The organism is Microbulbifer litoralis, assembly GCF_023634065.1.
GTDB classification, from domain to species: domain Bacteria; phylum Pseudomonadota; class Gammaproteobacteria; order Pseudomonadales; family Cellvibrionaceae; genus Microbulbifer; species Microbulbifer litoralis.
Genome location: NZ_JALKCV010000007.1, coordinates 54459 through 77287, shown reverse-complemented (window position 1 = coordinate 77287; position 22829 = coordinate 54459). Strand labels below are relative to the sequence as shown.

The window sequence follows — 22829 nt, the reverse complement described above, 5'->3', positions numbered from 1 at the left end:
GCCCCGGCGGTTTCACTGCGGGCTGGCCCCGGCGGTGCCGGATACGCTGTTATAGTTGCGGTCGTTGAAGGTCTCTTCCGACAGGGCGCCCTCGCTCCTGGCAACGATGGTGCTCACCACCGCATCGCCAGTGATATTGACCGCCGTGCGCACCATATCCAGCAACCGGTCCACGCCCATCACGATGGCGATACCCTCCAGTGGCAGCCCCACCTGCTGCAACACCATCGCCAGCATGATCAGACCCACACCCGGCACGCCGGCGGTGCCGATGGATGCCAGGGTCGCGGTCAGGATCACCGTCAGGTAGCCCATCAGGCCGATATCGATTCCGTACATCTGCGAGATGAACACCGTCGCCACGCCCTGCATGATTGCAGTGCCGTCCATATTGATGGTGGCCCCCAGCGGCACGGTAAAGGCGGCGATCTTGTTGTCGACTCCCAGGCGTTTCTCCACCGTGGACAGGGTCACCGGAATAGTGGCGGCGGAGGAGGCGGTACTGAACGCAAATACCTGCGCCGGGCGCATCTTCTTGATCAGCTCCAGCGGGTTCAGGCCCGACAAGAGCTTCAGCAGTATCGAGTAGAAGCCCAGCGCGTGCACCAGCAACGCCCCCAGCACCACCAGGAAGTACTTGCCCAGGTCGAGGATGAACTCCATCCCCAGGGTGGCGAAAGTCTTGGCCAGCAGCGCGAAGACCCCGTAGGGGGCGAACACCATCAGCACCCCGACCATGCGCAGTATCACTTCGTTCAGGTCGTTGAAGAAGCTGGCGATACGCCGGCCCGGCTCACCGCAGCGGGATATCGCATAGCCCATCAGCAGGGCGAATACGATGATCTGCAGCATATTGCCCTGGGCCATGGCCTCCACCGGGTTGGTGGGGAAGATGTTCACCAGCACATCCGCCAGCGGCGGCGATTCCTGGGCCTCGAAGGTCGCGTCCGCCGTCACCTCCACCCCCACACCGGGCTGGATCACCATGGCCAGGCACAGCGCCAGGGTAATGGCGGCGGCGGTGGTCAGCAGGTACAGCAGCACCGTCTTGCCCGCCAGCGGACCGATACGGCTGCCCTCGGACAGGGCACAGGCGCCGCACACGAGCGATACCAGCACCAGCGGCACCACCATCAGTTTCAGCGAGGCGATAAAGATGCGGCCGACCACATCGAACAGCCCCTCGGTGATATAGGCGTTGATAAAACCGGTGAAGCCGCTGCCCAGCAACTGGCTGGTATTGAGGAAATTGAACAGTACACCGATGACGATGCCCGCGAGCATTGCGATCAGGATTCTGGTGGTGAGGCCCATGGGGTAACTTCCCGTCTCGATTGTTTTATTTCGGTAGCCGGGCACTATATCAAATGATGCGGGCGCGCGGCGCCGGCCTCTTTCCCGGATTCCGCTGCGCTCCATCCGGTCTACACCTGACAGCCGACCACGGTACAATACCCCTTTGCAAAAAAGCGGAGTCGCAGTTGTACCAACCTCCCTACGAACCGGTCGGCGACTGGCTGGGCCAGCCTCTCGAATCCCTGCACCGGCAGCCGCCGGCAGCGCTGATGCCCTGGCTGCTGCACCCGGGCTCACTGACCGCGGCACTGAAACACCTGAGCGACAACCGGTTCCGGGTGGAGGTACTGAGCCAGCGCTGGCAGCAACCGGATCTGGAGGAGCGCCGCGCACTGGGCCTGCGCGACCGCAGCCGCGCGCTGGTGCGCGAAGTCTTGCTGTGCGGCCGCAACCAGCCCTGGGTCTACGCCCGCAGTGTGCTGCCGCTGCGCAGCCTGCAGGGCAAATCCCGCTACCTGCGCAGCCTCGACAACCGGCCGCTGGGGGAGCTGCTGTTCAGTGAGCCGGAGATTCGCCGCGGCCCGATCGTACTCAACTGCCTGCGCCGCAACCCGCACTGCCGGCTGCCGCAGCTGGCGGCGGAAAACGAGCGCGCCTGGGGCCGGCGCTCCACTTTCTGGCTGCGGGACAAGCCGCTGCTGGTGTCGGAGACTTTCCTGCGCGCCTTCGAGCCCGGCGCGGCCCCCTTTGCACGCGCGGCGGCGACCGAAGAACCGGAAAAGGGGGGATCACCGTGATCAGCCAACAACTCAACCAACGCTGGCCGGCGGCGCTGCCCTACTGGCAGCTGGCGCGCCTGGACAGGCCCATCGGCTCGCTACTGCTGCTGTGGCCCACCTGGTGGGCACTGTGGCTGGCCGCCGGCGGCTGGCCGGGCCTGCACCTGTTCGCGGTATTTACACTCGGCGTGATCCTGATGCGCGCGGCCGGTTGCGCCATCAACGACTTCGCCGATCGCCGCATCGACGGTCGTGTAAAACGCACCTCGACGCGGCCGCTGGCCACCGGCCGCGCGACACCGCGCGGTGCGGTGCTGCTGTTCCTGGGCCTGAGCCTGCTGTCGCTGCTGCTGGTGCTGACCACCAATACCCTCACCATCCTGATGTCGCTGCCGGCGGTGGCCCTGGCCTTCTGCTATCCGTTCGCCAAGCGCTACACCAACCTGCCGCAGGTGGTGTTGGGAGCCGCCTTCAGCATGGGTATCCCGATGGCTTTCGCCGCGGTCACCGGCGAGGTGCCGGCGGCGGCCTGGCTGCTGTACACCGCCAATCTGCTGTGGACCGTCGCCTACGACACTTTCTATGCGATGGTGGACCGGGACGACGACCTCGAGATCGGAGTCAAATCCACCGCGGTGCTGTTCGGCGATATGGACCGGGCCATGACCGGCCTGCTGCAGCTGATGACGCTGTTCGCGATGCTGCTGGTCGGCCAGCGCTTCGAGCTGGGGGCAAGTTACCACCTGGGCCTGGCGGGGGCCGCAGCACTTTTCGCCTACCAGCAGTGGCTGGTGCGCGACCGGCAACGGGATCCATGCTTCAAAGCCTTCCTGAACAACAACTGGGTCGGCGCCTCGCTGTTTGCCGGAATACTGTTCCACTACCTGCCGGGATAGGGCATCGCTGGGGATCGCCTGCGGACTGTCATATATTTGTCACGTCAATGTCGTTAAATGTCTGATATCACAAATGGGGTATGACAGGCAGATGCAGAACAAGACAATCCTGATAGTCGACGACGAGGCGCCGGTGCGCGACATGCTGCGGGTGGCCCTGGAAATGGCTGACTACCGCTGTATTGAGGCGGAGAATGCCCAGGAAGCCCACGCGATGGTTATCGACGAGCAGCCGGACCTGATCCTGCTCGACTGGATGCTGCCGGATGTGTCCGGCATCGAGCTGGCCCGGCGCCTGAAGCGCGACGAACTCACCTCGACGCTGCCGATCATCATGCTCACCGCCAAGGGTGAGGAGGACCACAAGATCAAGGGCCTCGAAACCGGCGCCGACGACTACATCACCAAACCCTTCTCGCCGCGGGAGCTGGTGGCGCGCCTGAAAGCGGTGCTGCGCCGCGCCGGACCGTCCACGCCGGAGGAGCCGCTGACCGCCGGCGAGCTGGTACTGGACCCGCTCAGCCACCGCGTGACCATCCGCGGCCAGTCGGTGGATATGGGGCCGACCGAATTCCGCCTGTTGACCTTCTTCCTCTCCCACCAGGAGCGCGCCTACACCCGCACACAGCTGCTGGACCACGTCTGGGGCGGCAACGTCTATGTGGAGGAGCGCACCGTGGACGTACATATCCGCCGCCTGCGCAAGGCGCTGGCCGTGGACGGCCACGACCGCTTCATCCAGACGGTGCGCGGCACCGGCTACCGCTTTTCCGTACAGACCGCGGAGAACGTGTAGGACCCGGCTCCCCGGGGCGGGGGCCCGGCAAATGCGCCCGTTCCGGCCTGTGCCATCGGCGACCCAAAAGTGTAAGATTTCCCCGCCAACCGCAACAACGACACCACTATGCTGGACCGCAGTATCGGCGAATTTTCCCGCTTCGTAGTCATCGCCCTCGGCTGCACCATTTTCGGTTTCGCCAGCGGCCACTGGCTGCTGGCGCTGACCCTGGGTCTCGCCGTCTACCTGGTCTGGATCTTCTGGCAACAGAACCGCTTCGACCGCTGGCTGGCCAACGGCCGCCGCGGCCCGGCGCCGACCAACTTCGGTGTCTGGGGCGATATCTCCGACGATTTCTACCGCATCCAGCGCCGCCACCGGCGCGAAAAGCAGAAGCTGCACGCGATGCTGCGCCGGGTGCAGGACAGCACCAGCGCCCTGCGCGAGGGTATAGTGGCACTGGAGGACGACGGCAACCTGGCCTGGTGGAATCCCGCCGCTGGCGAACTGCTGGCACTGCAGCCAACCGATGCCGGCCAGCCGCTGGTCAATTTCGTGCGCGATCCCGGCTTCGTGCGCTATATGCACAGCGAAGATCGGAACACCCGCGAGCCGCTGACCATGCCGGCGCCGGGCAACGAGGCGCGCGTGCTGCAGCTGGAAGTGACCCGCTTCGGGCGCGACGAGGCGCTGGTGATCGTGCGCGACGTGACCCGCCTGCACAACCTGGAGCAGATGCGCCGCGACTTCGTCGCCAATGTATCCCACGAGCTGCGCACGCCGCTGACTGTGATTGCCGGCTACCTGGAAACCCTCGAGGGCAGCGGCATGGCGCCGAACGGCTGGCAGAAACCGATGACCCAGATGCGCGAGCAGACCGAGCGCATGACCACACTGGTCAACGACCTGCTGTTGCTGGCGCGGCTGGAAACGTCGGAGCGCGACAGCGGCCGCGAGAAAATTGCCGTGGCGGAGCTGGTGGAGCGCATCGCGCGGGAGGCGCGCAGTTTCAGCGCCGGCCGCCACGAGATCGGCGTCGACTGCCAGCAGGATGCCACCCTGATCGGCGACGCCACCGAGCTGCACAGCGCCTTCGCCAACCTGGCCCTGAATGCGGTGAAATACAGCCCCGCCGGCGGTCCCGTGCAGCTGCGCTGGTGGGTGGACGAGCGCGGCGGACATTTCTCGGTCAGCGACAGCGGCATCGGCATAGACCCGATCCATATCCCGCGCCTGACCGAGCGCTTCTACCGCGTGGACGCCGGCCGCTCCCGCGAAAGCGGCGGCACCGGCCTGGGCCTGGCGATCGTCAAGCACGTGCTGCTGCGCCACAGCGCCGAAATGAGTGTGGAGAGCGTGCCCGGCCGCGGCAGTACCTTTACCCTGCACTTCCCGCCGCAGAAACTGGTGTCCGAGACCGCCGCCTGAGAATTGCAAGAAAGCCGTAGATGCTCTTTCACCACACCCGGACATGACGAGCTTCTACCGTAGGGGCGAACGCGGTGTTCGCCCTTTTTACAGTGCCCGTCTGGCTTCAACCGTTAGGCGGTCAGTTGGCGGCGCTGGTACCGGTAGAGGTTTGCCAGACACGCGGTGAATACGTCCCTGTACGCTCTAATCGACATCCCTGTCTCATAAGGTCTGGCAAACCTCTACCGGTACCAGCGCCTTCGCCCCAGCGCTCGATTTCTATTTGGCTATGCAGATAGTTCGACAAGAACACTGAAGCTGATGCGAAGGTCCTGCCGCCTCTGGATGAGCTTATTGGCACCAGTCAGAAGTTCCCCTGTAAACAGGGCGCCCCCCAACCGATGACAGCAGAGAGTATTACTCCAGCTCTTCGAGCGGTACCTCTTCGCCATTGCTGGTGTAGGTCACCACATCCCCCTCGCTGACCGCATTGCACTGGCGGCGCAGGGTGATGTGATGAAGCTGCAGGTCGCCGTCGCGCAGCAGCAGGTGTTCGCGGCCGTCGTCGTCCACCGGCAGGCCGTCGGCGCTGACCATGGCGTCGCGCAGCGCGCGCAGGCGCGGCATATCGCGGTAGCGGTTCAGGTCGTTGGAGAGGCGCTTTTTCATACGCTCGCTCTCGTGCAGCGCCGTGGCCGTCTCGCGGTACTTGGCAAAGAAAAATACCGCGGCAATCGCAAAGGCGACGACCACGCTCATCTCAAACCACTCGGGCATTACTGCTCCCCTCCGTTTTGCAGGCGCCAGACCAGCAGTTGATTGTTGGCCGGCAGATAATTCAGTTCCTCGCGCGCCAGGCCGGCCTCGCCGGCCAGCCGATCCAGCCACTCCAGGTCGCGGATACCACTCAGTGGATCCCGCTCCCGCAGCCGGCGATCGAAGTCGCCGTTGCTGGGGCCGATAAACTCCCCGGCCATTTTGACCGGGCCATAGACTATCAGCAGCCCCCCGGGCTGCAATAGCTGCGGCAATGTGCGGAAGAAGGTGCGCACCGACTCGGCGGACATGATATGCAGCGTATTGGCGGTAAAGACCGCGTCGACGGACAGGTCCGGCCAGTGGCCGTCGACATCCAGGTGCAGCGGCGGCGGCAGGTTGTCGGCGGGCTCCGCGGCCAGCCAGGCGCGAATGCCGGGCAGGTTCCCGACCCGATCCGAGGCCTGCCAGACCAGGTGCAGCAGGCGCGGGGCAAAATAGACCGCGTGCTGGCCGGTACCGCTGCCCACCTCCAGCACATGCGTGCGGTCCGCCAGCAGGCGCTGCAGCTGTTCGAAAATGGGCCCGCGGTTGCGCCCGCAGGCCGGTGCGTCCGGCAGTGGCGATTCGCTCATTCGGCCTCGTCGCGGGTGAAGACCCAGTCATTGCCCCTGGAAAGCTCCGCGTTGTAGCGGTAACCGGCCACATCGAAGCCTTTCAGTTCCTCCGCCTTCCGGACCCGGTTGTCGATCGCCCAGCGGCTCATCTGGCCGCGCGCTTTCTTGGCGTAGAAGCTGATCATCTTGTACTGGCCGTTTTTCCAGTCCCTGAAATGCGGGGTGACGATCTCCGCCTCCAGCACCTTGGGCTGTACCGCCTTGAAGTATTCGTTGGAGGCCAGGTTGACCAGCTCCCTGCTTTTCAGCGTTTTCAGCTGTGCATTGAGCGCCCCGGTGATCCTGTCGCCCCAGAATTCGTACAGATTGCGGCCGCGGGCATTCTCGAATTTGGTGCCCATTTCCAGCCGGTAGGGCTGCATCAGGTCCAGTGGCCGCAGCAGGCCGTAGAGGCCAGACAGCATACGCAGGTGCTTCTGCGCATAGTTGAAGTCGCGCTTGCCCATGGTCCCGGCCTCGAGCCCGCTGTAGACGTCACCCTTGAACGCCAGCGCGGCAGGGCGGGCATTTTTGGCGGTAAACGGGCGCTTCCAGCTCTGGAAACGGTCGTAGTTCAGGCTGCCCAGCTTGTCGGAGATTTTCATCAGGCTGGAGATATCCTGCGGACTCAGCGCCCGCAGTTCTTCAATCAGCGCCGAGGACTCCCTGAGGAATTCCGGCTGGGTGGTATCCAGCGCGGGGATCTCGCTTTCGTAATCGAGGGTCTTGGCCGGGGAAATAACGATTAACATCGGATTCCTTGTGTCAGTGGGTTTTGTTCACCAGATTCAAAGGAGGACGGGACTATTCCGGCTTGAGGATATCCACCCACCAGTTCAGCGGTGTCTGGCCGTCCTCGGGGTCGTAGACATTGCCGTAGTTCCAGAGACTGTTGGCGCCGTCGCAGACACTGTTCAGTATCTCCTCGATCTCGGCAAAGCCGCAGCTGACGTGGATGGAATAGACCAGCAGGCGCGGGTTCTCCATATCCAGCTCGCCGCCGAGCTTCTCCAGCTGCGGTGTCAGCTTGTCGGACAGCGCGGCGCTGTCGCCGCGGCACAGCACCCGCACCGCCAGGTTGCCGGAACGCCTGACCAGCTCGAACTGCTGGCTGTCCCTGTCCACCTTGATGGTGTCGCCACTGGCGATGCCCTTGATAAACGCCGGCGAGCGCACCAACTGGCAACTGTCGTCCTCGTTCACGCGTACCTGCAGCCGCTCCACCACCGGCTGTCCATCCGGATCGATACCGGCGAATAGTTCGATAATCTGCAGTGCCGCCATAACCTCACTCCCGGGACTGTGTAAAATAGCTCCATAAACCAGACATTATACAGGGAGGAGGCGATGATCTCGCGCACACTCAAGATAACCGCGGCCGCCGCGGCCGTGTCCTTGCTGGCCGGCTGTGCGGTCAACCCGGTGACCGGCAAGAAGGAACTGTCACTGATGTCCCAGGGCCAGGAGCTGGCGCTGGGCGAGGAACAGTACCCGATCAACCAGCAGCAGCAGGGCGGCAAGTATATCGTCGACCAGTCGCTGCAGGATTACGTCAACCGTATCGGCCAGAAGCTGGCGCGGGTCTCCGACCAGCCGCAACTCCCCTACGAGTTCGTGGTGCTGAACAACTCCACGCCCAACGCCTGGGCGCTGCCCGGCGGCAAGATCGCCGTCAACCGCGGCCTGCTGACCATTCTCGAGGACGAATCGGAGCTGGCCGCGGTGCTCGGCCACGAAATCGTGCACGCCGCCGCGCGCCACTCCGCCGCCGCCATGTCCCAGCAGCAGGTGCTGGGGGCCGGCCTGGCGGTATTGGGCGCCGCCACCCAGGACACCGGTTACGGCGACCTGGTGGCCCTCGGCGGTCAGCTTGGCGGCGGCGCCTATATCGCCCGCTACGGCCGCGAGAACGAACTGGAATCCGACAAGTACGGCATGCAGTATATGGCTGCGGCCGGCTACGATCCCCAGGGGGCCGTGCGGCTGCAGGAGAAGTTTGTGGAGCTGTCCAAGGGGCGCCAGTCCGGCGGCCTGCAGGCACTGTTCGCCAGCCACCCGCCGTCCCAGGCGCGGGTGGAAGCCAACAGGAAGCGCGCCAAGCAGCTGCCCGGGGGCGGCGTCACCAACCGCGCCGCCTACCAGAAGGCCATCGCCCAGCTGAAGCGCGACGCCGACGCCTACAAGAACTACGACGACGCCGTGGCCGCGATCAACAACGAACAGTACGACCGCGCCCTGACGCTGGTGCGCCGCGCCCAGCAGCAACAGCCGAAAGAGGCCGCCTTCTACGCCCTGGAGGGCGACCTGCTGGCCCACCAAAAACAGTACAAGAATGCCCACCGGGCCTACGATACCGCGGTACAGAAAAACCCCGGCCTCTTTTCCAACTGGCTCAAGCGCGGCGTGGCCAGCGCGCAGCTGAAAAACTACACCGCTGCCGAGCGCGACCTGAGCCGCTCACTCGGCTACCTGGAGACGCCCTACGCCCATTACTACCTGGGACAGGTCTACGAGCAGCAGGGCAATGTCAACAACGCCTACAGCCACTACCAGACCGCGGCCCAGGCCGGCGGCGATATCGGCAGCAAGGCCCAGGCGCGGATGCAGGCGCTGGGCAACCAGGGCTGAACAGGATCCGGGAACAATAAAAAGGGCCGCAGATGCGGCCCTTTTTATTACTGCGAACGATTGACGCGCACGGGCGCCATCAGAGCTGGACGGTTACACCCAGCAGGAACTGGTCCACATCGGTATCGTTGTTGGTGGCGTAGGTCATATTGCCAGCCACATTGCGATTGAAGAAGTGGGAGACACTCAGGTCGAAGGTCTCGCGCTCGTCATAACCCGCACCTACGGATGTCTCTTTGCTGAAGTAGTACTCGGCACCGACATTCCAGTAGTTGTCCGCTTCGTCGAAGTTGACATATCCGGCTTCGACGGCCACCCAGGTCTCATTGCCCAGGCCCTTGAACAGCTTGGAGGACAGGGACTGGGTGTCGAAATCGTCATCGGTCTCGAAATCGAAACCGATATAGTCGGTACCACCCAGGCTGTGGTTATAGCGCGCACCGACATAATTCTCGGCATCGCTGTTGTCCTGATCCACCCGGTGAACGCTCAGCAGGAAATTTGGGTTGAACAGGTAACCAGCGGAGAGCGTATTGCCATCGTTACCGTCGCTTTCGGTCACCTCGGCACCGACCATAAAACCGTTGGCCGCAAAGTACTCACCGCCCAGTGTCATGGTATCGGTATCACCACCGTCGTAATCGGTATAACGATAGTTGCCATAGAGATTGGTTGTATCGATGATATATTCAAATTCTTTCAACGGCCCCATGGTCTCCAGCGGGGCGAAGTAATATTTGCTGCCGATATCGAAAGTATCCAAATCGGTAGTCGGGTACTCAGCATTCTCGTAGGTAGCAGTAGTGATGGAGTTGTAGCTTTCGGCCGATGCAGTCGCAGCGAAAACCATCAGCGGCAGGACAGCGAATCTGAACTTCATTGCAATTTCCTTTTTAACACTTGGGGGTCCAATTGGGCCGCGGATTCTAGCAAAAGTTTTATCGCTGGCAACAAGAATTGGCGCAAATGTGGAGTCTCTCGAAAAAAAGAAAAATATCCGGCGAAGGCGCTTCGGGTTCAGCATCCGTTCAGTTTGAGCGCTGTAGGTTGCTGCCGAAAACGAATTGATTATTATTTTCTGGAGAGAGGCTGTTCAGACGCTGTTTGTATGACAATTGCGCCGGCGGGTTTTCCGGTTCGGGTACGCCCGGGTTAGTCATCAAAACGTCGATTCGATGACGGTCGTACCACCCATTCCGGATCCTCGAATTCCCCCAGGGGATGAATTTCCACAAAGGGCGCGGCACTGCGAATGATTTCCGCAATCTCCGCATCGTGCCGGGATTCCATCGCATCCCGCTGCGCCTTGCTGTCCCAGCTGGCGATGGCGATCAGTGTATCGGGGTCGCCTATCTTGCGGTGCAGTTCGGTGCCGCGGGCACCCGGGGCGCGCTGGATCAGCTCGGAGGCACGCACCCAGGCCCTGGCGTATTCCTCGGCGGTGTGACCCTCCTTGATACGGACTTCGAAAATATATTTCATTGGCGCGATCTCCCTGTTGCCACCATAAAAAATGGCCGCATAGCGCGGCCATTTTAATTCGCCTGCAAGCAGGCTTCTACAGCGAGTCCCGAGTCCCGAGTCCCGAGTCCCCAGTCCCGAGTCCCGAGTCCCGAGTCCCGAGTCCCGAAAATTATCAGGCCTTTTTCAGGTTGTCCTCGTGGCCGTGACGGATATCGGTGCCTTCCACCAGGTAAACCACCTGCTCGCAGATATTCTTGGCGTGGTCGCCGATACGCTCCAGCGAGCGCAGGGTCCAGAGGACATTCATCACGCGCGAGATACTGCGCGGGTCCTCCATCATGTAGGTGATCATTTCCCGCACCGCGGTGCGATAGTCCATATCCACCTGTTCGTCCTCGGCCAGGGTGCGCATCGCGGACTGCACATCGAAGCGGGTATAGGCATCGAGTGAATCGTTCAGCATCCGGCGCACGGCGCTGGCGATATGGCGGATCTCGGTGTAGCCGCGCGGCGAGGTGCCCTCGTCGGTCAGTGCGATGGCCATCTTGGCGATCTTGCCGGCCTCGTCGCCGACGCGCTCCAGGTCGCGGGCAATGCGGATTACCGACATCACCATGCGCAGGTCCGACGCGGCCGGCTGGCGCTTGGCGATGATCAGCGTGGCGTGTTCGTCCAGCGCCATTTCGCGCCGGTCGATCTCCTCCTCGACGCGCAGCACCTTTTCCGCCAGCTCGCTGTCGGCGTTGGCCAACGACTCGACCGCGTCGGCCACCTGGCGGGTGACCATGCCGCCCATTTCCAGCATCTCGGTCTTGATGCTTTCCAGGTCCTCGTTGAACTGGCGGGAGATATGTTGATCGAAATGCATGTCCATAATTCTGTCGCTTCTGTTCGCCAGAGTTTAGCCGAAGCGGCCGGTAATATAGGCTTCGGTCAGCTCGTGCTGCGGATTTGTGAAGACCGTCTCGGTATCGTTCACCTCCACCAGGTGGCCGAGATGGAAATAGGCGGTACGCTGGCTGACGCGCGCGGCCTGCTGCATCGAGTGGGTGACGATGGCGATGGTGTAGTTTTCGCGCAGTTCGTCGATCAGCTCCTCGATGCGCGCGGTGGCAATCGGGTCCAGGGCCGAACAGGGTTCGTCCATCAGGATCACTTCCGGGCTCACGGCGATGGCGCGGGCGATGCACAGGCGCTGCTGCTGGCCGCCGGAGAGGCCGGTGCCGGGTTTGTCCAGGCGCTCCTTTACTTCATTCCACAGGCCGGCGCGGCGCAGGCTGTTCTCGACGATGTCGTCCAGCTCGGCGCGGCGGCTGGCGATACCGTGGATTTTCGGACCGTAGGCGACATTGTCATAGATGGATTTCGGAAACGGATTGGGTTTCTGGAACACCATGCCCACGCGCGCGCGCAGCGGCACCACGTCCACTTTCGGGCCGTAGATGGGCTCGTCGTCCAGCGTCACTTCGCCCTCGACGCGACAACTGTCGATGGTGTCGTTCATGCGGTTCAGGCAGCGCAGGAAGGTGGACTTGCCACAGCCGGACGGGCCAATCATCGCCACCACCTCGTTGCGGCCGATATCCAGGCTCACCTCGTGGATCGCCTGCGCCTCGCCGTAAAAGACATTGACGCCGCGCATGCGCAACTTGGCATCGTCGCAGAAGGGCTGGCCGACGGTTTCGCGTACCTTGGTCTGGCTGTCCACAGTTTCTTTTTCCAGGCTCTCGGGTTGTGCCGGTGCCGCGTGGCCGGCATCCAGGGTCATGGTATTCATAAAGACAATCCCGTTATCTTAGCACTCGCGGTGCGGGCCGATCATTTCCGACAACACCGCTACCAGCGGCGCTCGAGTTTCTTGCGCAGCCACACTGCGCTGGCGTTCATTGCGATCAGGACACTCAGCAGCACCATGATCGCGGCGGAAGTGCGCTCGACGAAGGCGCGCTCGGGGCTGTCCGCCCACAGGAAAATCTGCACCGGCAATACCGTGGCCGGGTCGGTGATGCCGTGGGGCACGTCGACGATAAAGGCCACCATGCCGATCATCAGCAGCGGCGCCGTCTCGCCCAGCGCCTGCGCCATGCCGATGATGGCACCGGTGAGCATCCCCGGCATCGCCAGCGGCAGCACATGGTGGAACACCACCTGCATGCGCGAGGCGCCCATGCCCATGGCCGCCTCGCGGATCGACGGCGGAACCGCCTTCAGCGATGCGCGGCTGGAGATGATGATGGTGGGCAGGGTCATCAGCGTCAGCACCAGGCCGCCCACCAGCGGCGCCGAGCGCGGCATCTCGAAGAAATTGATGAAGATCGCCAGGCCCAGCAGGCCGAAGACGATGGACGGCACCGCGGCGAGGTTGTTGATGTTCACCTCGATCAGGTCGGTCCAGCGGTTCCTGGGCGCGTACTCCTCCAGGTAGATGGCCGCCGCCACGCCGATCGGGAAGGACAGCATCAGGGTCACCAGCAGCGTGAACAGCGACCCCACCAGCGCCGCGCGGATACCGGCCTGTTCGGGCTCGCGCGAGTCGCCGTTGGTGAAGAAATTGCTGTTGAAGCGCTTCTTCAGTTCGCCGGCGACCAGCAGCTGGTCGATCCAGCCGGCCATGCGGTCCGAGGTGCGGCCGCGGAAACCGTTCCTGGAATCGGACAGGCTCTTGACGAAGGTGTCCACGTCGTCGTCCGCCGTCAGCCACACCTTCTCGGTCTGGCCGAGCAGTTCCGGATCGGCTGCGAGCCGGTCGCGCAGCGCGAAAGGTGCGCCGGTGGACACCAGCGAGTAGAGCTCCCGCTTCTCGGCGCGGCCACTGACGTCGGGGAAACGTTCGCGCAGCGCCTCGCGGATGACACCGGTGAAGTTGGCCCAGGTAAGGCTTTCCTGGTCCACCTGTTCGATACCCAACACCGCCGGGTCGTAGGTGATCTCCAGCTGGATGTCACTCTGCACAAAGGCGCCGCTGCCCTTGGCGATGATATCGGCAAACAGGATGGCCACCGCCAGCACGCCGAAGGCGATACTGGCGATCCCCAGGCCGCGGAAGATTTTTTCCTTGAGGTGGCGGCTGGCGAGGCGCCGCTCGATGCGCTCACGTACCTGCTGTTGCGTAAGGTCAGTCATACTGTTCCCGGTATTTTTTCACGACGTGCAGGGCGATGAAGTTCAGCACCAGCGTGGTGAGGAACAGCATCAGGCCCAGGGCGAAGGCGGCCAGGGTTTTGGGGCTGTCGAATTCCTGGTCGCCCACCAGCAGGGTGACGATCTGCACCGTCACGGTGGTGACCGAGTCGAGGGGATTGGCGGTCAGGTTGGCGGCCAGGCCGGCGGCCATGACCACGATCATGGTCTCGCCGATCGCCCGCGACACCGCCAGCAGTACACCGCCGACAATGCCGGGCAGGGCGGCGGGGATGACCACCTTGCGCACGGTTTCCGAATGGGTGGAGCCGAGACCGAGGGCGCCGTCGCGCAGCGATTGCGGCACCGCATTGATCACATCGTCGGACAGCGACGATACGAACGGAATGATCATCACCCCCATCACCAGACCCGCCGCCAGTGCACTCTCGCTGGAGGCCTGCAGGCCGATGGCCGCCGCGGCGTCGCGCACAAACGGCGCCACGGTCAGCGCGGCGAAGAAGCCGTACACCACCGTGGGCACGCCGGCGAGGATTTCCAGCACCGGCTTGGCGAAGTTGCGCACCCGCTTGCTGGCGTACTCGGCCAGGTAAATGGCCGACATCAGGCCCACCGGCACGGCCACGAACATGGCGATGGCGGAGACCATCATGGTGCCGGTAAACAGCGGCACGGCGCCGAAGGCGCCGCTGGAGCCCACCTGGTCGGCGCGCAGCGCCATCTGCGGGCTCCAGTGCAGGCCGAACAGGAATTCCGTGATCGGCACCGCGTGGAAAAAGCGCAGCGACTCGAACAGCACCGACAGCAGGATGCCGACGGTGGTGAAGATGGCGGCGCAGGCGCAGGCCACCAGCACCCAGCGCAGCACGCTTTCCACCTTTTCCCGCGCGCGCAGTTGCGGCGAGAAGCGCAGTAGCGAAAAGGCGCCGAGACCGGCGGCGATCACCAGTGTCAAACCCGCCTGGACCATTCCCGTGGTGCTGCGCAGCTCGGTGAGGTGCGCCGCCGCCGCGGCAACCTGTGGCTCCGGCTCGCCGAACAGGTTACCCGCGGCAACATTCTGGATCTGGGCCCACAGCAGGTTCTGGTCCGACAGCGCCGCCGGTTTGTCGGCGAGGCTGTTCATGACCATGGCGCGGATGATCCCGTCGTCGAATACCAGCCAGGCTGCCAGCAGCAGCAGCGCCGGCAGGCCGCACCAGAGCGCGGTGTACAGGCCGTAGTAGCTGGGCAGCGAGGCCAGGTTGCGCAGGCCGCCGCTGCCGCGCGCGGCCGTCACCGCGCGGGTAAAGCCGGTGCCGTAGGCCACCAGCACCAGCAGCAACAACAGCGCGAATAGGGTAGGTGTTTGCATCGATTCGCTCAGCCAAAAGGTTCGCCGGGCATTATCCGGGCTTTTAACGACGTTTCCATTGCCCTTGTGGGCGGCATTCCAATAAAACAAAGGCCAAGCCCCGTTACATGGGGGCTTGGCCGGCAAATCCGTTTGCTTGGTATTTTTCCCGGAACCCTGCCGTTCTTACTGCTTGGCAGCCAGGTTGGTCAGCGCGTTCAGCTTGCGCACATCGGCGACCACCTGCCGGCGCTTGGCGGCGGGCAGCGGGATCATGCCCTTGTCCGCCAGATAGCCGTCCTCGCCCCAGGCGCGCTCGCTGGTGAACTCGGCCAGGAACTGCTTCATGCCCGGAATCACCTTGGCGTGCGCCCGCTTCACATAGATGAACAGCGGCCGGGAAACCGGGTAGCTCTGGTCGGCGATGGAGTCGAAGGTCGGTGCCTTGCCCTCGATCAGCGAGCCCTGCACCTTGTCCGAGTTCTGGTCCAGGAAGCTGAAGCCGAAGATGCCCAGGGCGTTGGGGTTGGCCACCAGCTTGTTGACGATCAGGTTGTCGTTTTCACCGGCCTCAATGTAGGCGCCGTCCTCGCGCATGTTGTGGCAGATGGCCTTGTAGGCGTTCTTGTCTTCTTTCTTCCTGGCGGCGATCCAGTCGTACTGCTTGCAACCGCCTTCCAGCGCCAGCTCGGCGAAGGCGTCGCGGGTACCGGAGGTCGGCGGCGGACCCAGCACTTCGATCCGGTGCGCCGGCAGCGCCGGGTTCACGTCCTTCCAGGTTTTGTACGGGTTCGGCACCAGGCTCTCGGAACCGTCCGGGTTCGGCACCTCCTTGGCCAGGGCCAGGAAGATGTCCTTCCGGGACAGCTGGAAGGGCTCGGCGGTCCTGGCATTGGCCAGCACGATGCCGTCGTAGCCCACCTGGACCTCCACCACATCCACGCCGTTGCCGTTGCACATATCCAGTTCGGACTGCTTGATACGGCGCGAGGCACCGGTGATATCGGCGGTGTTCTCGCCCACGCCCTGGCAGAACAGCTTCATGCCGCCACCGGTACCGGTGGATTCCACCACCGGGGTCTTGAACTGGGTTGCGCGGCTGAAGCGCTCCGCCACGGTGGTGGTGAAGGGGTAGACGGTGGAGGAGCCGACGATACTGATATGGTCGCGCGCGGCCATGGCGGCCTGGGAGGCGGCGATGCTCAGGGTCGCCAGGGACGCGGCCACCAGTTTCTTGCTCAGGGAGCGCTTGTGCATGGATAACTCCGGGGTGTTCGTATTTGTGTCACGCGGCGATGCTAGTGGGCCGCTCGCAAAGTTAGGTAACAGTTCACTTCGCCAAATCGCCCAGCTCTGCGTTGAGAAAGCTTGAAATAACGCTGCTATTCCAGCGCTTTCTCGCCTTGATCTGAACGATTTGGCTGTGCTCCTTTGTTACCGAACTTTACAAGCTGCCCACGAGGAATAACGGGTGACGATTCTATAAACCAAAGATGACAAACAGGTTACAGATACCGACATCCGGAATCTGGCGCCGGCTTCGGGGAGGCGTTAGTCTGTCGCACACAGAACAAAACAATAAGATGTCACGAGAGATCTCCCCATGTCCCCACTCCTGACCTGCGCCCGCGGCCTGGATCGGCTGGCCGGCGGTGCCGGACGCCTGCTCGCCTGGTTCACCCTGGCCATGGTGCTGCTGCAGAGCGCGGTGGTGCTGCTGCGCTACGCCTTCAACGGCGGCTCGGTGGCGCTGCAGGACTCGGTGGTCTACCTGCACGGTGCCGCCTTGATGCTGGGCCTCGCCTACGCCCTGCAGTGCGACGCCCACGTGCGGGTGGATGTCTTCTACCGCCGTATGGGCGAGCGGGCCCGGGCCTGGGTCGACGCGGTGGGCACGCTGGTGTTCCTGCTGCCGCTGTGCGCTTTTATCGCCGCCGGCAGCTGGCAGTTCGCCGCTTCCAGCTGGTCGGTGTACGAGTCGAGCGGCAGCGCCGGCGGCCTGCCGGGCATCTTCCTGCTGAAGAGCCTGATTCCGCTGGCGGCGCTGACACTGGCACTGCAGGGCATCGCCCAGCTGTGCCGCGCGCTGGCGCGCCTGATGCGGGCGGAACAGCCGCCGGCGCCCGCCCGGCAGGTCCGCGCCAGCGGCGCCGAGGCGGTCGAGGAGGTGGGCGCGTGATAGAGCTGGTACCGCTGCTGATGTTCGCCGCCGTCTGCGGCCTGCTGATGTTCGGCTACCCGGTGGCCTTTACCCTCGGCGGCACGGCGCTGTTGGCCGCCGGCCTGGGTATCGTCTGCGGGGTTTTCGACCCGGCGCTGCTGCGCGCCTTTCCCGATCGCCTCTGGGGCATCATGCAGAACGGTACCCTGATGGCGGTGCCGCTGTTCGTGCTGATGGGCGTGATGCTGGAACGGGCGCGCATCGCCGAGGAGTTGCTGGTCAACCTGGCCAAGGTGTTCTCGCGGCTGCCCGCCGGCATGGCCGTATCCGTGGTGGTGGTGGGCGCGCTGCTGGCCGCCAGTACCGGCATCGTCGGCGCCACGGTGGTGACCATGGGGCTGATGTCGCTGCCGACCATGCTCAATCGCGGCTATTCACCGCGGCTGGCCACCGGCACCATCTGCGCCACCGGTACCCTCGGCCAGATAATCCCGCCGTCCATCGCCCTGGTGCTGCTCGGCGATACCCTGTCCAATGCCTACCAGCAGGCACAGCTGTCCGCCGGTATTTTCAATCCGCAGCCGGTCAGCGTCGGCGACCTGTTCGTCGGCGCCATCATCCCCGGAATGCTGCTGGTAACTGCCTATATCGTCTACCTGCTGTTCGTGGCCGAACGCGAGCCGGCGGCCTCCGGGGTGCCGGAGGACGTGGACTACCTGCAGACGGCCAAAAGCCTGCTGCCGCCGATCCTGTTGATGCTGCTGGTACTGGGCTCGATCATCAGCGGCGCCGCCACGCCCACCGAGGCCGCCGCCGTGGGGGCTCTGGGCGCGGGGCTGCTGGCACGCAGCCGCGGCGCACTGGGCTGGCACCGCGCCGGCGAGGTGGGGCGCAGCACACTGCAGGTCACGGCAATGGTGTTCGCGATACTGATCGGCGCCTCGCTGTTCTCACTGGTATTCCGCGGCTACAACGGCGAGGAGCTGGTCACCGGCTTGTTCCACAGCCTGCCGGGCGGCGTGATCGGCGCGACACTGCTGGTGATGGCGGTGATCTTCCTGCTCGGTTTCATCCTCGACTTTATCGAGATCACCTTTGTGGTGGTGCCCATCGTCGGCCCGGTATTGCTGGCCATGGGCGTCGACCCGGTGTGGCTGGGCATCATGATTGCATTGAACCTGCAGACCTCTTTCCTGACCCCGCCATTCGGTTTTGCGCTCTTCTATCTGCGGGGGGTGGCGCCGGCGGAAGTGGCTACCGGGGCCATCTACCGGGGCGTGATGCCGTTTATCGCCATCCAGCTGCTGGTCATGTGTGTGCTGGCACTGTGGCCGGCACTGGCCACCTGGCTGCCCGGCCAGGTTTCATAGGCTTTTGCGCCAGCCCCCCCGCGAAAGCGGCAACCGCCACTGGTTAATTGATCACCAGTTTGTGCTAGAATGCGCCACCCGTGCGGCCGCCGGGCAATCGACAGACCGGGCCGGCGGAACCAATAAATCTAACAATGCGTGAGCTTTCGATGTCAGCACTTGATGAAGATCCGAAACCCATCGGGACCCTGACCCTGCAGACACAGACCATGCCCCGCGACACCAACCCCCAGGGAGATGTGTTCGCCGGCTGGCTGATGTCACAGATGGACGTGGGCGGCGCCATCCTCGCCCAGAGTATCGCCCGCGGGCGCGTCACCACCGTCGCCGTCGGCAGCATGGTGTTCCTGCGTCCGGTACCCGTCGGCTCCACCGTCAGCTGCTACGCCGAGGCCATCGAAGTGGGCCGCTCCTCGATCCGCACCATGGTGGAGGTGTGGCTGACACGGGTGGACTCCGGTGAACAGGAAAAAGTCACCGAAGGCGAGTTTGTGTTTGTGGCCATTGACGAGGGTGGGCGCACCAGGCCGCTGCCCTGAGCTGAGCAATCAAGCAATGGCAGGGAAGTAGCAGCGCCTACAGTCCTGCCCTATCCCCAGGCTGCGGCTCGCCAGTCAAAGACGGTGTTAGCCGGATTGGCAGTGTCCACTTCGCTTGTCGGACACAGCAGGTTTATACAGCCCGTTCCCTCGAACATATCCCCGCAATCAGCAATCACACGGCGAAAGCTCACCACTCCCCGCTCTAACGGATGCCGTCCCCGAGAATCAGCAAATCGCCCCGCACGCCCCAGGTCTTTCTCCGTGCGGAACAGTTTGTGGCAGAATGTTTCGGCTAGGACCCCACCAATGATTCAACAAGCAGTAACCCCATGAACGCAGAACAGCTCAAACAACTCGAGGCCTACCTCTGGTCCGCCGCAGACAACCTGCGTGCCAACAGCGACCTGAAATCCAGCGAGTACTCCACCCCGGTTCTGGGGCTGATCTTCCTCAAGTTCGCCGACAATAAATACGCCCTGGCGGAAGACGAAATTCTCAAGCAGCACGCCAAGCTCAAAGGCGGCCGCCGGGAAAAGGCCATCAGCGAAATCGCCATCGAGAAATGCGGCTTCTATCTGCCGGATCACGCCCGCTACGACTACCTGCTGAACCTGCCGGAAGAGAAGAACATCGCCAAGAAGATCAAAGAGGCGATGCAGGATATCGAGAAGTACAAACCGGAACTGGACGGCGTACTCCCCAAAGACGAGTACATCCCGCTGGCGCGTACCGACAAGACCCTGCCGGCGCAGCTGCTGAAAACCTTCTCCGACATCCCCCGCGACGCCTCCGGCGATATGCTGGGCAAGATTTACGAGTACTTTCTCGGCAACTTCGCCCTCGCCGAAGGCCAGGGCGGCGGCGAGTTCTTTACCCCCACCTCGGTGGTGCGCCTGATGGTGGAAATCATTGAGCCCTACCAGGGCACCGTGTACGACCCGGCCTGCGGTTCCGGCGGTATGTTTGTGCAGTCGCAGCATTTTGTGGAGAGCCACCGCCAGGAACTGGAAGCCCTCGGCGAAGACCAAGACCAGGATCAGCTGTTTGTGTACGGCCAGGAAAAGACCCTGGATACGGTCAAGCTGGCCAAAATGAACCTGGCGGTAAACGGCCTGCGCGGCGAGGTACGCCAGGCCAACAGCTACGCGGAAGACCCCTACGACGGCTTTGGCAAGTTCGACTATGTAATGGCGAATCCGCCGTTCAACGTGGACGATGTGCCGCTGGCCACCGTGGAAAAGGACCCGCGTTTCAACACCTACGGCGTGCCGCGCAAGAAGACCAAGGCCAAGAAAAGCGAGCAGGGCAAGGAGACGGTACCGAACGCCAACTACCTGTGGATCAACCTGTTCGCCACCTCCCTCAAAGACAAGGGCCGCGCCGCGCTGGTAATGGCCAACTCCGCCAGCGACGCCCGCCACAGCGAGGCGGATATCCGCCAGACCCTGATCGAGCACAACCTGATCTACGGTATGCTGACGCTGCCGTCGAACATGTTCTACACCGTCACATTGCCGGCCACTCTGTGGTTCTTCGACAAAGCCAAACAGGACGACCGCATCCTGTTTATCGACGCGCGCAATATCTTCACCCAGATCGACCGCGCCCACCGGGAGTTCTCGGAAGAGCAGATCCAGAACATCGCCATCATCAGCAAGCTGCACAAGGGCCAGCGCCGCAGCTTTGTGCGTTTGGTGGACCGCTATTTTGAGCAGGGCATGGCGCTGCTGGCGGAAAACGAACAGCAGGTAAAGCCGGTGAGCGAGCAGCTGCTGGACGTGCTGGACGACGACGCCGGCAAACTGGCGGTGCGCGAACTGGTCAAACAGTGGAAGGCCCTGGGGCGGCTGCGCGGGCATTTCGACAAGTACCGCGACGAGGTCAAGGGCAAATTCCGCATCCACAAACAGGTGAACCCGATCAACAGGGCCCAGCACAAGCTGCAGAAAAAGTTCGAGCCGTTTTTCGCCGCCCTGCACGACAACCTCAAGCAGCTGGACAAGACCGTGCGCCAGCACGAAGAGGCCCAGGCGGAAATCGCAAAAAAAGCCGGCAAACGCGGCACCAGCGACCGCCAGACCAGGCAATTAAAAGAGGCTCTGGAACTGCTGCACACCGAAGTGAAAAGTGCGGAAAGCTATTTCAAACATATCCACTGGCTGCAGGAGCGCTTCCCCAACGCCGAGTACGAAGACGTTACCGGGCTGTGCAAGCTGGCGACGCCGGAGGAAGTGAAGGAACAGGATTATTCGCTGAATCCAGGGCGCTATGTGGGCGTGGTGATTGAGGAGGATGGCAAGACCGAGGAAGAATTTTTAAGTGAGCTTCTCAAGCTAAATGAGACAATCAAAACTCTCAACAAAGATTCTAACCACTTATCAAAGATAATTAGTGACAATTTATTAGCCATCACAAATGAATAAAGCAAAAAAGAAAAACTTAACTCTAGGTGACATTGTTAGTTTTAAGCGGGGCTATGACCTCCCTCATAGGGACAGAGAGCCCGGAAATTACCCTATCATTTCATCAAGCGGGCAAACGGGGTGGCATAAATATCCAATGGCTATTGGCCCTGGGGTGGTAACTGGACGATACGGAACTCTAGGAGAGGTTTTTTATATTCCCAGCGATTATTGGCCACTAAACACAAGCCTTTATGTGGAAAATTTCAAAGGAAACAACCCCCGATTTGTTTACTATTATTTGAAAACTGTGCTGAATGAGAACTTCAACTCTGCTGGCGCTGTCCCAGGAGTTAACAGAAATTATTTGCATAAAATACGTGTTCCGCCACTACCTAAATCGCGTGAAAAAGTTGCAGCAATTTTAACTGCATATGAGGAACTGATTGAAAACAATAATCGTCGTATTGCCCTGCTGGAAAAAATGGCTGAGGAAATCTATCGCGAGTGGTTTGTGCGTTTTCGTTTTCCCGGCTATAAAAAGGAAAAGTTCGTAAAGGGAATACCTAAAGATTGGCAACTGATTAAGCTGGAAAAAGCATTCCAATTTACCGGCGGTGGTACCCCATCAAAAGAACGGAATGCTTATTGGAAAGAAGGGTCGGTTAACTGGTTTACTCCCTCAGACATCACCACCGCGAAGGGAATGTACCTGACCGAATCAAAAGACAAGCCAAATGAAGAAGGCATTAGCAATTGTTCCGCCAAGATGTTTCCAGCGTACTCAATTATGATGACCAGCCGGGCGACGATTGGTGAAATTGGCATTAACAGAACACCAGCCTGCACCAATCAAGGCTTCATCACCTGCATACCAAATTCTACATATTCACTGCCATATCTATATTTCTGGCTGAAACTGAGCAGGAGTCATTTTATATCTCTATGTGGTGGAGCCACTTTTCCGGAGCTAAATAAGGGTACCTTCAAGCGGATAGAAATCCTGACGCCTGCAGAAGAAATCATGGCTCAGTATAAAAAACTGGTCGATCCAATTTTCGATCAAATCGAGAGCCTTCTGATACAGAATGAAAATTTGACAAAAACCAAAGATATGCTACTCCCCCGCCTAATCAGCGGCAAACTCTCGGTAGAAGACCTGGATATCCAGTTCCCACCCGGCATGCGGGAAACGGGCGCGGCCTGACACCCGGGCC

22 protein-coding genes are annotated in these 22829 nt (G+C 62.1%); 10 read left to right on the top strand and 12 right to left on the bottom strand.

The window, feature by feature from the left end:
* Positions 1-12: 12 nt before the first annotated feature.
* Positions 13-1314 (bottom strand): dicarboxylate/amino acid:cation symporter, encoded by a 1302-nt coding sequence (locus MWN76_RS12070; protein WP_250461677.1) that lies wholly within the window; start codon positions 1312-1314, stop codon positions 13-15.
* A gap of 167 nt (positions 1315-1481) precedes the next feature.
* On the opposite strand from MWN76_RS12070, the gene MWN76_RS12065 reads away from it, so the two are divergent.
* From MWN76_RS12065 to phoR, 4 genes are all read left to right on the top strand, one after another.
* Positions 1482-2093: a chorismate--pyruvate lyase family protein gene (locus tag MWN76_RS12065; RefSeq protein ID WP_250461676.1), complete on the top strand. Its 612-nt coding sequence runs from the start codon at positions 1482-1484 to the stop codon at positions 2091-2093.
* Positions 2090-2971 (top strand): 4-hydroxybenzoate octaprenyltransferase, encoded by an 882-nt coding sequence (gene ubiA / locus MWN76_RS12060; RefSeq protein ID WP_250461675.1) that lies wholly within the window; start codon positions 2090-2092, stop codon positions 2969-2971. The genes MWN76_RS12065 and ubiA overlap by 4 nt, the downstream gene beginning before the upstream one ends.
* Positions 2972-3062: 91 nt before the next feature.
* Positions 3063-3767, top strand: a complete 705-nt coding sequence (phoB, locus tag MWN76_RS12055) for a phosphate regulon transcriptional regulator PhoB (RefSeq protein ID WP_250461674.1) — start codon at positions 3063-3065, stop codon at positions 3765-3767.
* Positions 3768-3875: 108 nt separating this feature from the next.
* Positions 3876-5177: a phosphate regulon sensor histidine kinase PhoR gene (phoR, locus tag MWN76_RS12050; protein ID WP_250461673.1), complete on the top strand. Its 1302-nt coding sequence runs from the start codon at positions 3876-3878 to the stop codon at positions 5175-5177.
* 399 nt (positions 5178-5576) lie between these two features.
* On the opposite strand, the gene MWN76_RS12045 is transcribed toward phoR, so the two are convergent.
* The 4 genes from MWN76_RS12045 to MWN76_RS12030 are packed head-to-tail and all read right to left on the bottom strand — an operon-like array spanning position 5577 to position 7855.
* Positions 5577-5936: a hypothetical protein gene (locus tag MWN76_RS12045; RefSeq protein ID WP_250461672.1), complete on the bottom strand. Its 360-nt coding sequence runs from the start codon at positions 5934-5936 to the stop codon at positions 5577-5579.
* A complete protein-coding gene (locus MWN76_RS12040; protein WP_250461671.1) occupies positions 5936-6550 on the bottom strand; it encodes a DUF938 domain-containing protein in 615 nt (204 codons plus the stop codon). The genes MWN76_RS12045 and MWN76_RS12040 overlap by 1 nt, the downstream gene beginning before the upstream one ends.
* Complete coding sequence (gene yaaA / locus MWN76_RS12035; RefSeq protein WP_250461670.1) at positions 6547-7323, bottom strand: peroxide stress protein YaaA; 777 nt, start codon at positions 7321-7323, stop codon at positions 6547-6549. The genes MWN76_RS12040 and yaaA overlap by 4 nt, the downstream gene beginning before the upstream one ends.
* Positions 7324-7375: 52 nt before the next feature.
* Positions 7376-7855, bottom strand: a complete 480-nt coding sequence (locus MWN76_RS12030) for a DUF4265 domain-containing protein (RefSeq protein WP_250461669.1) — start codon at positions 7853-7855, stop codon at positions 7376-7378.
* A 63-nt stretch (positions 7856-7918) separates the two neighbouring features.
* Here MWN76_RS12030 and MWN76_RS12025 point away from each other — a divergent pair, with 63 nt between their 5' ends.
* The gene (locus MWN76_RS12025; RefSeq protein ID WP_250461668.1) at positions 7919-9199 is read left to right on the top strand and encodes a M48 family metalloprotease; all 1281 of its coding nucleotides are present in this window, start codon (positions 7919-7921) and stop codon (positions 9197-9199) included.
* A 79-nt stretch (positions 9200-9278) separates the two neighbouring features.
* On the opposite strand, the gene MWN76_RS12020 is transcribed toward MWN76_RS12025, so the two are convergent.
* The 7 genes from MWN76_RS12020 to MWN76_RS11990 all read right to left on the bottom strand — a co-directional run bounded on the left by MWN76_RS12020 (position 9279) and on the right by MWN76_RS11990 (position 16394).
* Positions 9279-10079 (bottom strand): putative porin, encoded by an 801-nt coding sequence (locus MWN76_RS12020; protein ID WP_250461667.1) that lies wholly within the window; start codon positions 10077-10079, stop codon positions 9279-9281.
* Between the two features lie 272 nt (positions 10080-10351).
* Positions 10352-10681, bottom strand: coding sequence for an antibiotic biosynthesis monooxygenase family protein (locus MWN76_RS12015; RefSeq protein WP_250461666.1), 330 nt, complete (start codon positions 10679-10681; stop codon positions 10352-10354).
* A 154-nt stretch (positions 10682-10835) separates the two neighbouring features.
* A complete protein-coding gene (phoU, locus tag MWN76_RS12010) occupies positions 10836-11537 on the bottom strand; it encodes a phosphate signaling complex protein PhoU (protein ID WP_250461665.1) in 702 nt (233 codons plus the stop codon).
* Positions 11538-11564: 27 nt separating this feature from the next.
* Complete coding sequence (pstB, locus tag MWN76_RS12005) at positions 11565-12440, bottom strand: phosphate ABC transporter ATP-binding protein PstB (protein WP_425606619.1); 876 nt, start codon at positions 12438-12440, stop codon at positions 11565-11567.
* 59 nt (positions 12441-12499) lie between these two features.
* A complete protein-coding gene (gene pstA, locus MWN76_RS12000) occupies positions 12500-13786 on the bottom strand; it encodes a phosphate ABC transporter permease PstA (RefSeq protein ID WP_250461664.1) in 1287 nt (428 codons plus the stop codon).
* Positions 13779-15158, bottom strand: a complete 1380-nt coding sequence (gene pstC / locus MWN76_RS11995) for a phosphate ABC transporter permease subunit PstC (RefSeq protein WP_250461663.1) — start codon at positions 15156-15158, stop codon at positions 13779-13781. Before pstC ends, pstA begins: the two co-directional genes overlap by 8 nt.
* Before the next feature lie 165 nt (positions 15159-15323).
* Positions 15324-16394, bottom strand: coding sequence for a PstS family phosphate ABC transporter substrate-binding protein (locus MWN76_RS11990; RefSeq protein WP_250461662.1), 1071 nt, complete (start codon positions 16392-16394; stop codon positions 15324-15326).
* Between the two features lie 346 nt (positions 16395-16740).
* On the opposite strand from MWN76_RS11990, the gene MWN76_RS11985 reads away from it, so the two are divergent.
* From MWN76_RS11985 to MWN76_RS11965, 5 genes are all read left to right on the top strand, one after another.
* Positions 16741-17316: a TRAP transporter small permease subunit gene (locus tag MWN76_RS11985; protein WP_250461661.1), complete on the top strand. Its 576-nt coding sequence runs from the start codon at positions 16741-16743 to the stop codon at positions 17314-17316.
* On the top strand, positions 17313-18668 hold the full coding sequence (locus tag MWN76_RS11980) for a TRAP transporter large permease (RefSeq protein WP_250461660.1): 1356 nt from the start codon (positions 17313-17315) through the stop codon (positions 18666-18668). Before MWN76_RS11985 ends, MWN76_RS11980 begins: the two co-directional genes overlap by 4 nt.
* Positions 18669-18817: 149 nt before the next feature.
* The gene (locus MWN76_RS11975; protein ID WP_250461659.1) at positions 18818-19207 is read left to right on the top strand and encodes an acyl-CoA thioesterase; all 390 of its coding nucleotides are present in this window, start codon (positions 18818-18820) and stop codon (positions 19205-19207) included.
* A 332-nt stretch (positions 19208-19539) separates the two neighbouring features.
* Positions 19540-21633, top strand: a complete 2094-nt coding sequence (locus tag MWN76_RS11970; protein WP_250461658.1) for a type I restriction-modification system subunit M — start codon at positions 19540-19542, stop codon at positions 21631-21633.
* Positions 21626-22819, top strand: coding sequence for a restriction endonuclease subunit S (locus MWN76_RS11965; RefSeq protein ID WP_250461657.1), 1194 nt, complete (start codon positions 21626-21628; stop codon positions 22817-22819). Before MWN76_RS11970 ends, MWN76_RS11965 begins: the two co-directional genes overlap by 8 nt.
* Positions 22820-22829 lie beyond the last annotated feature (10 nt).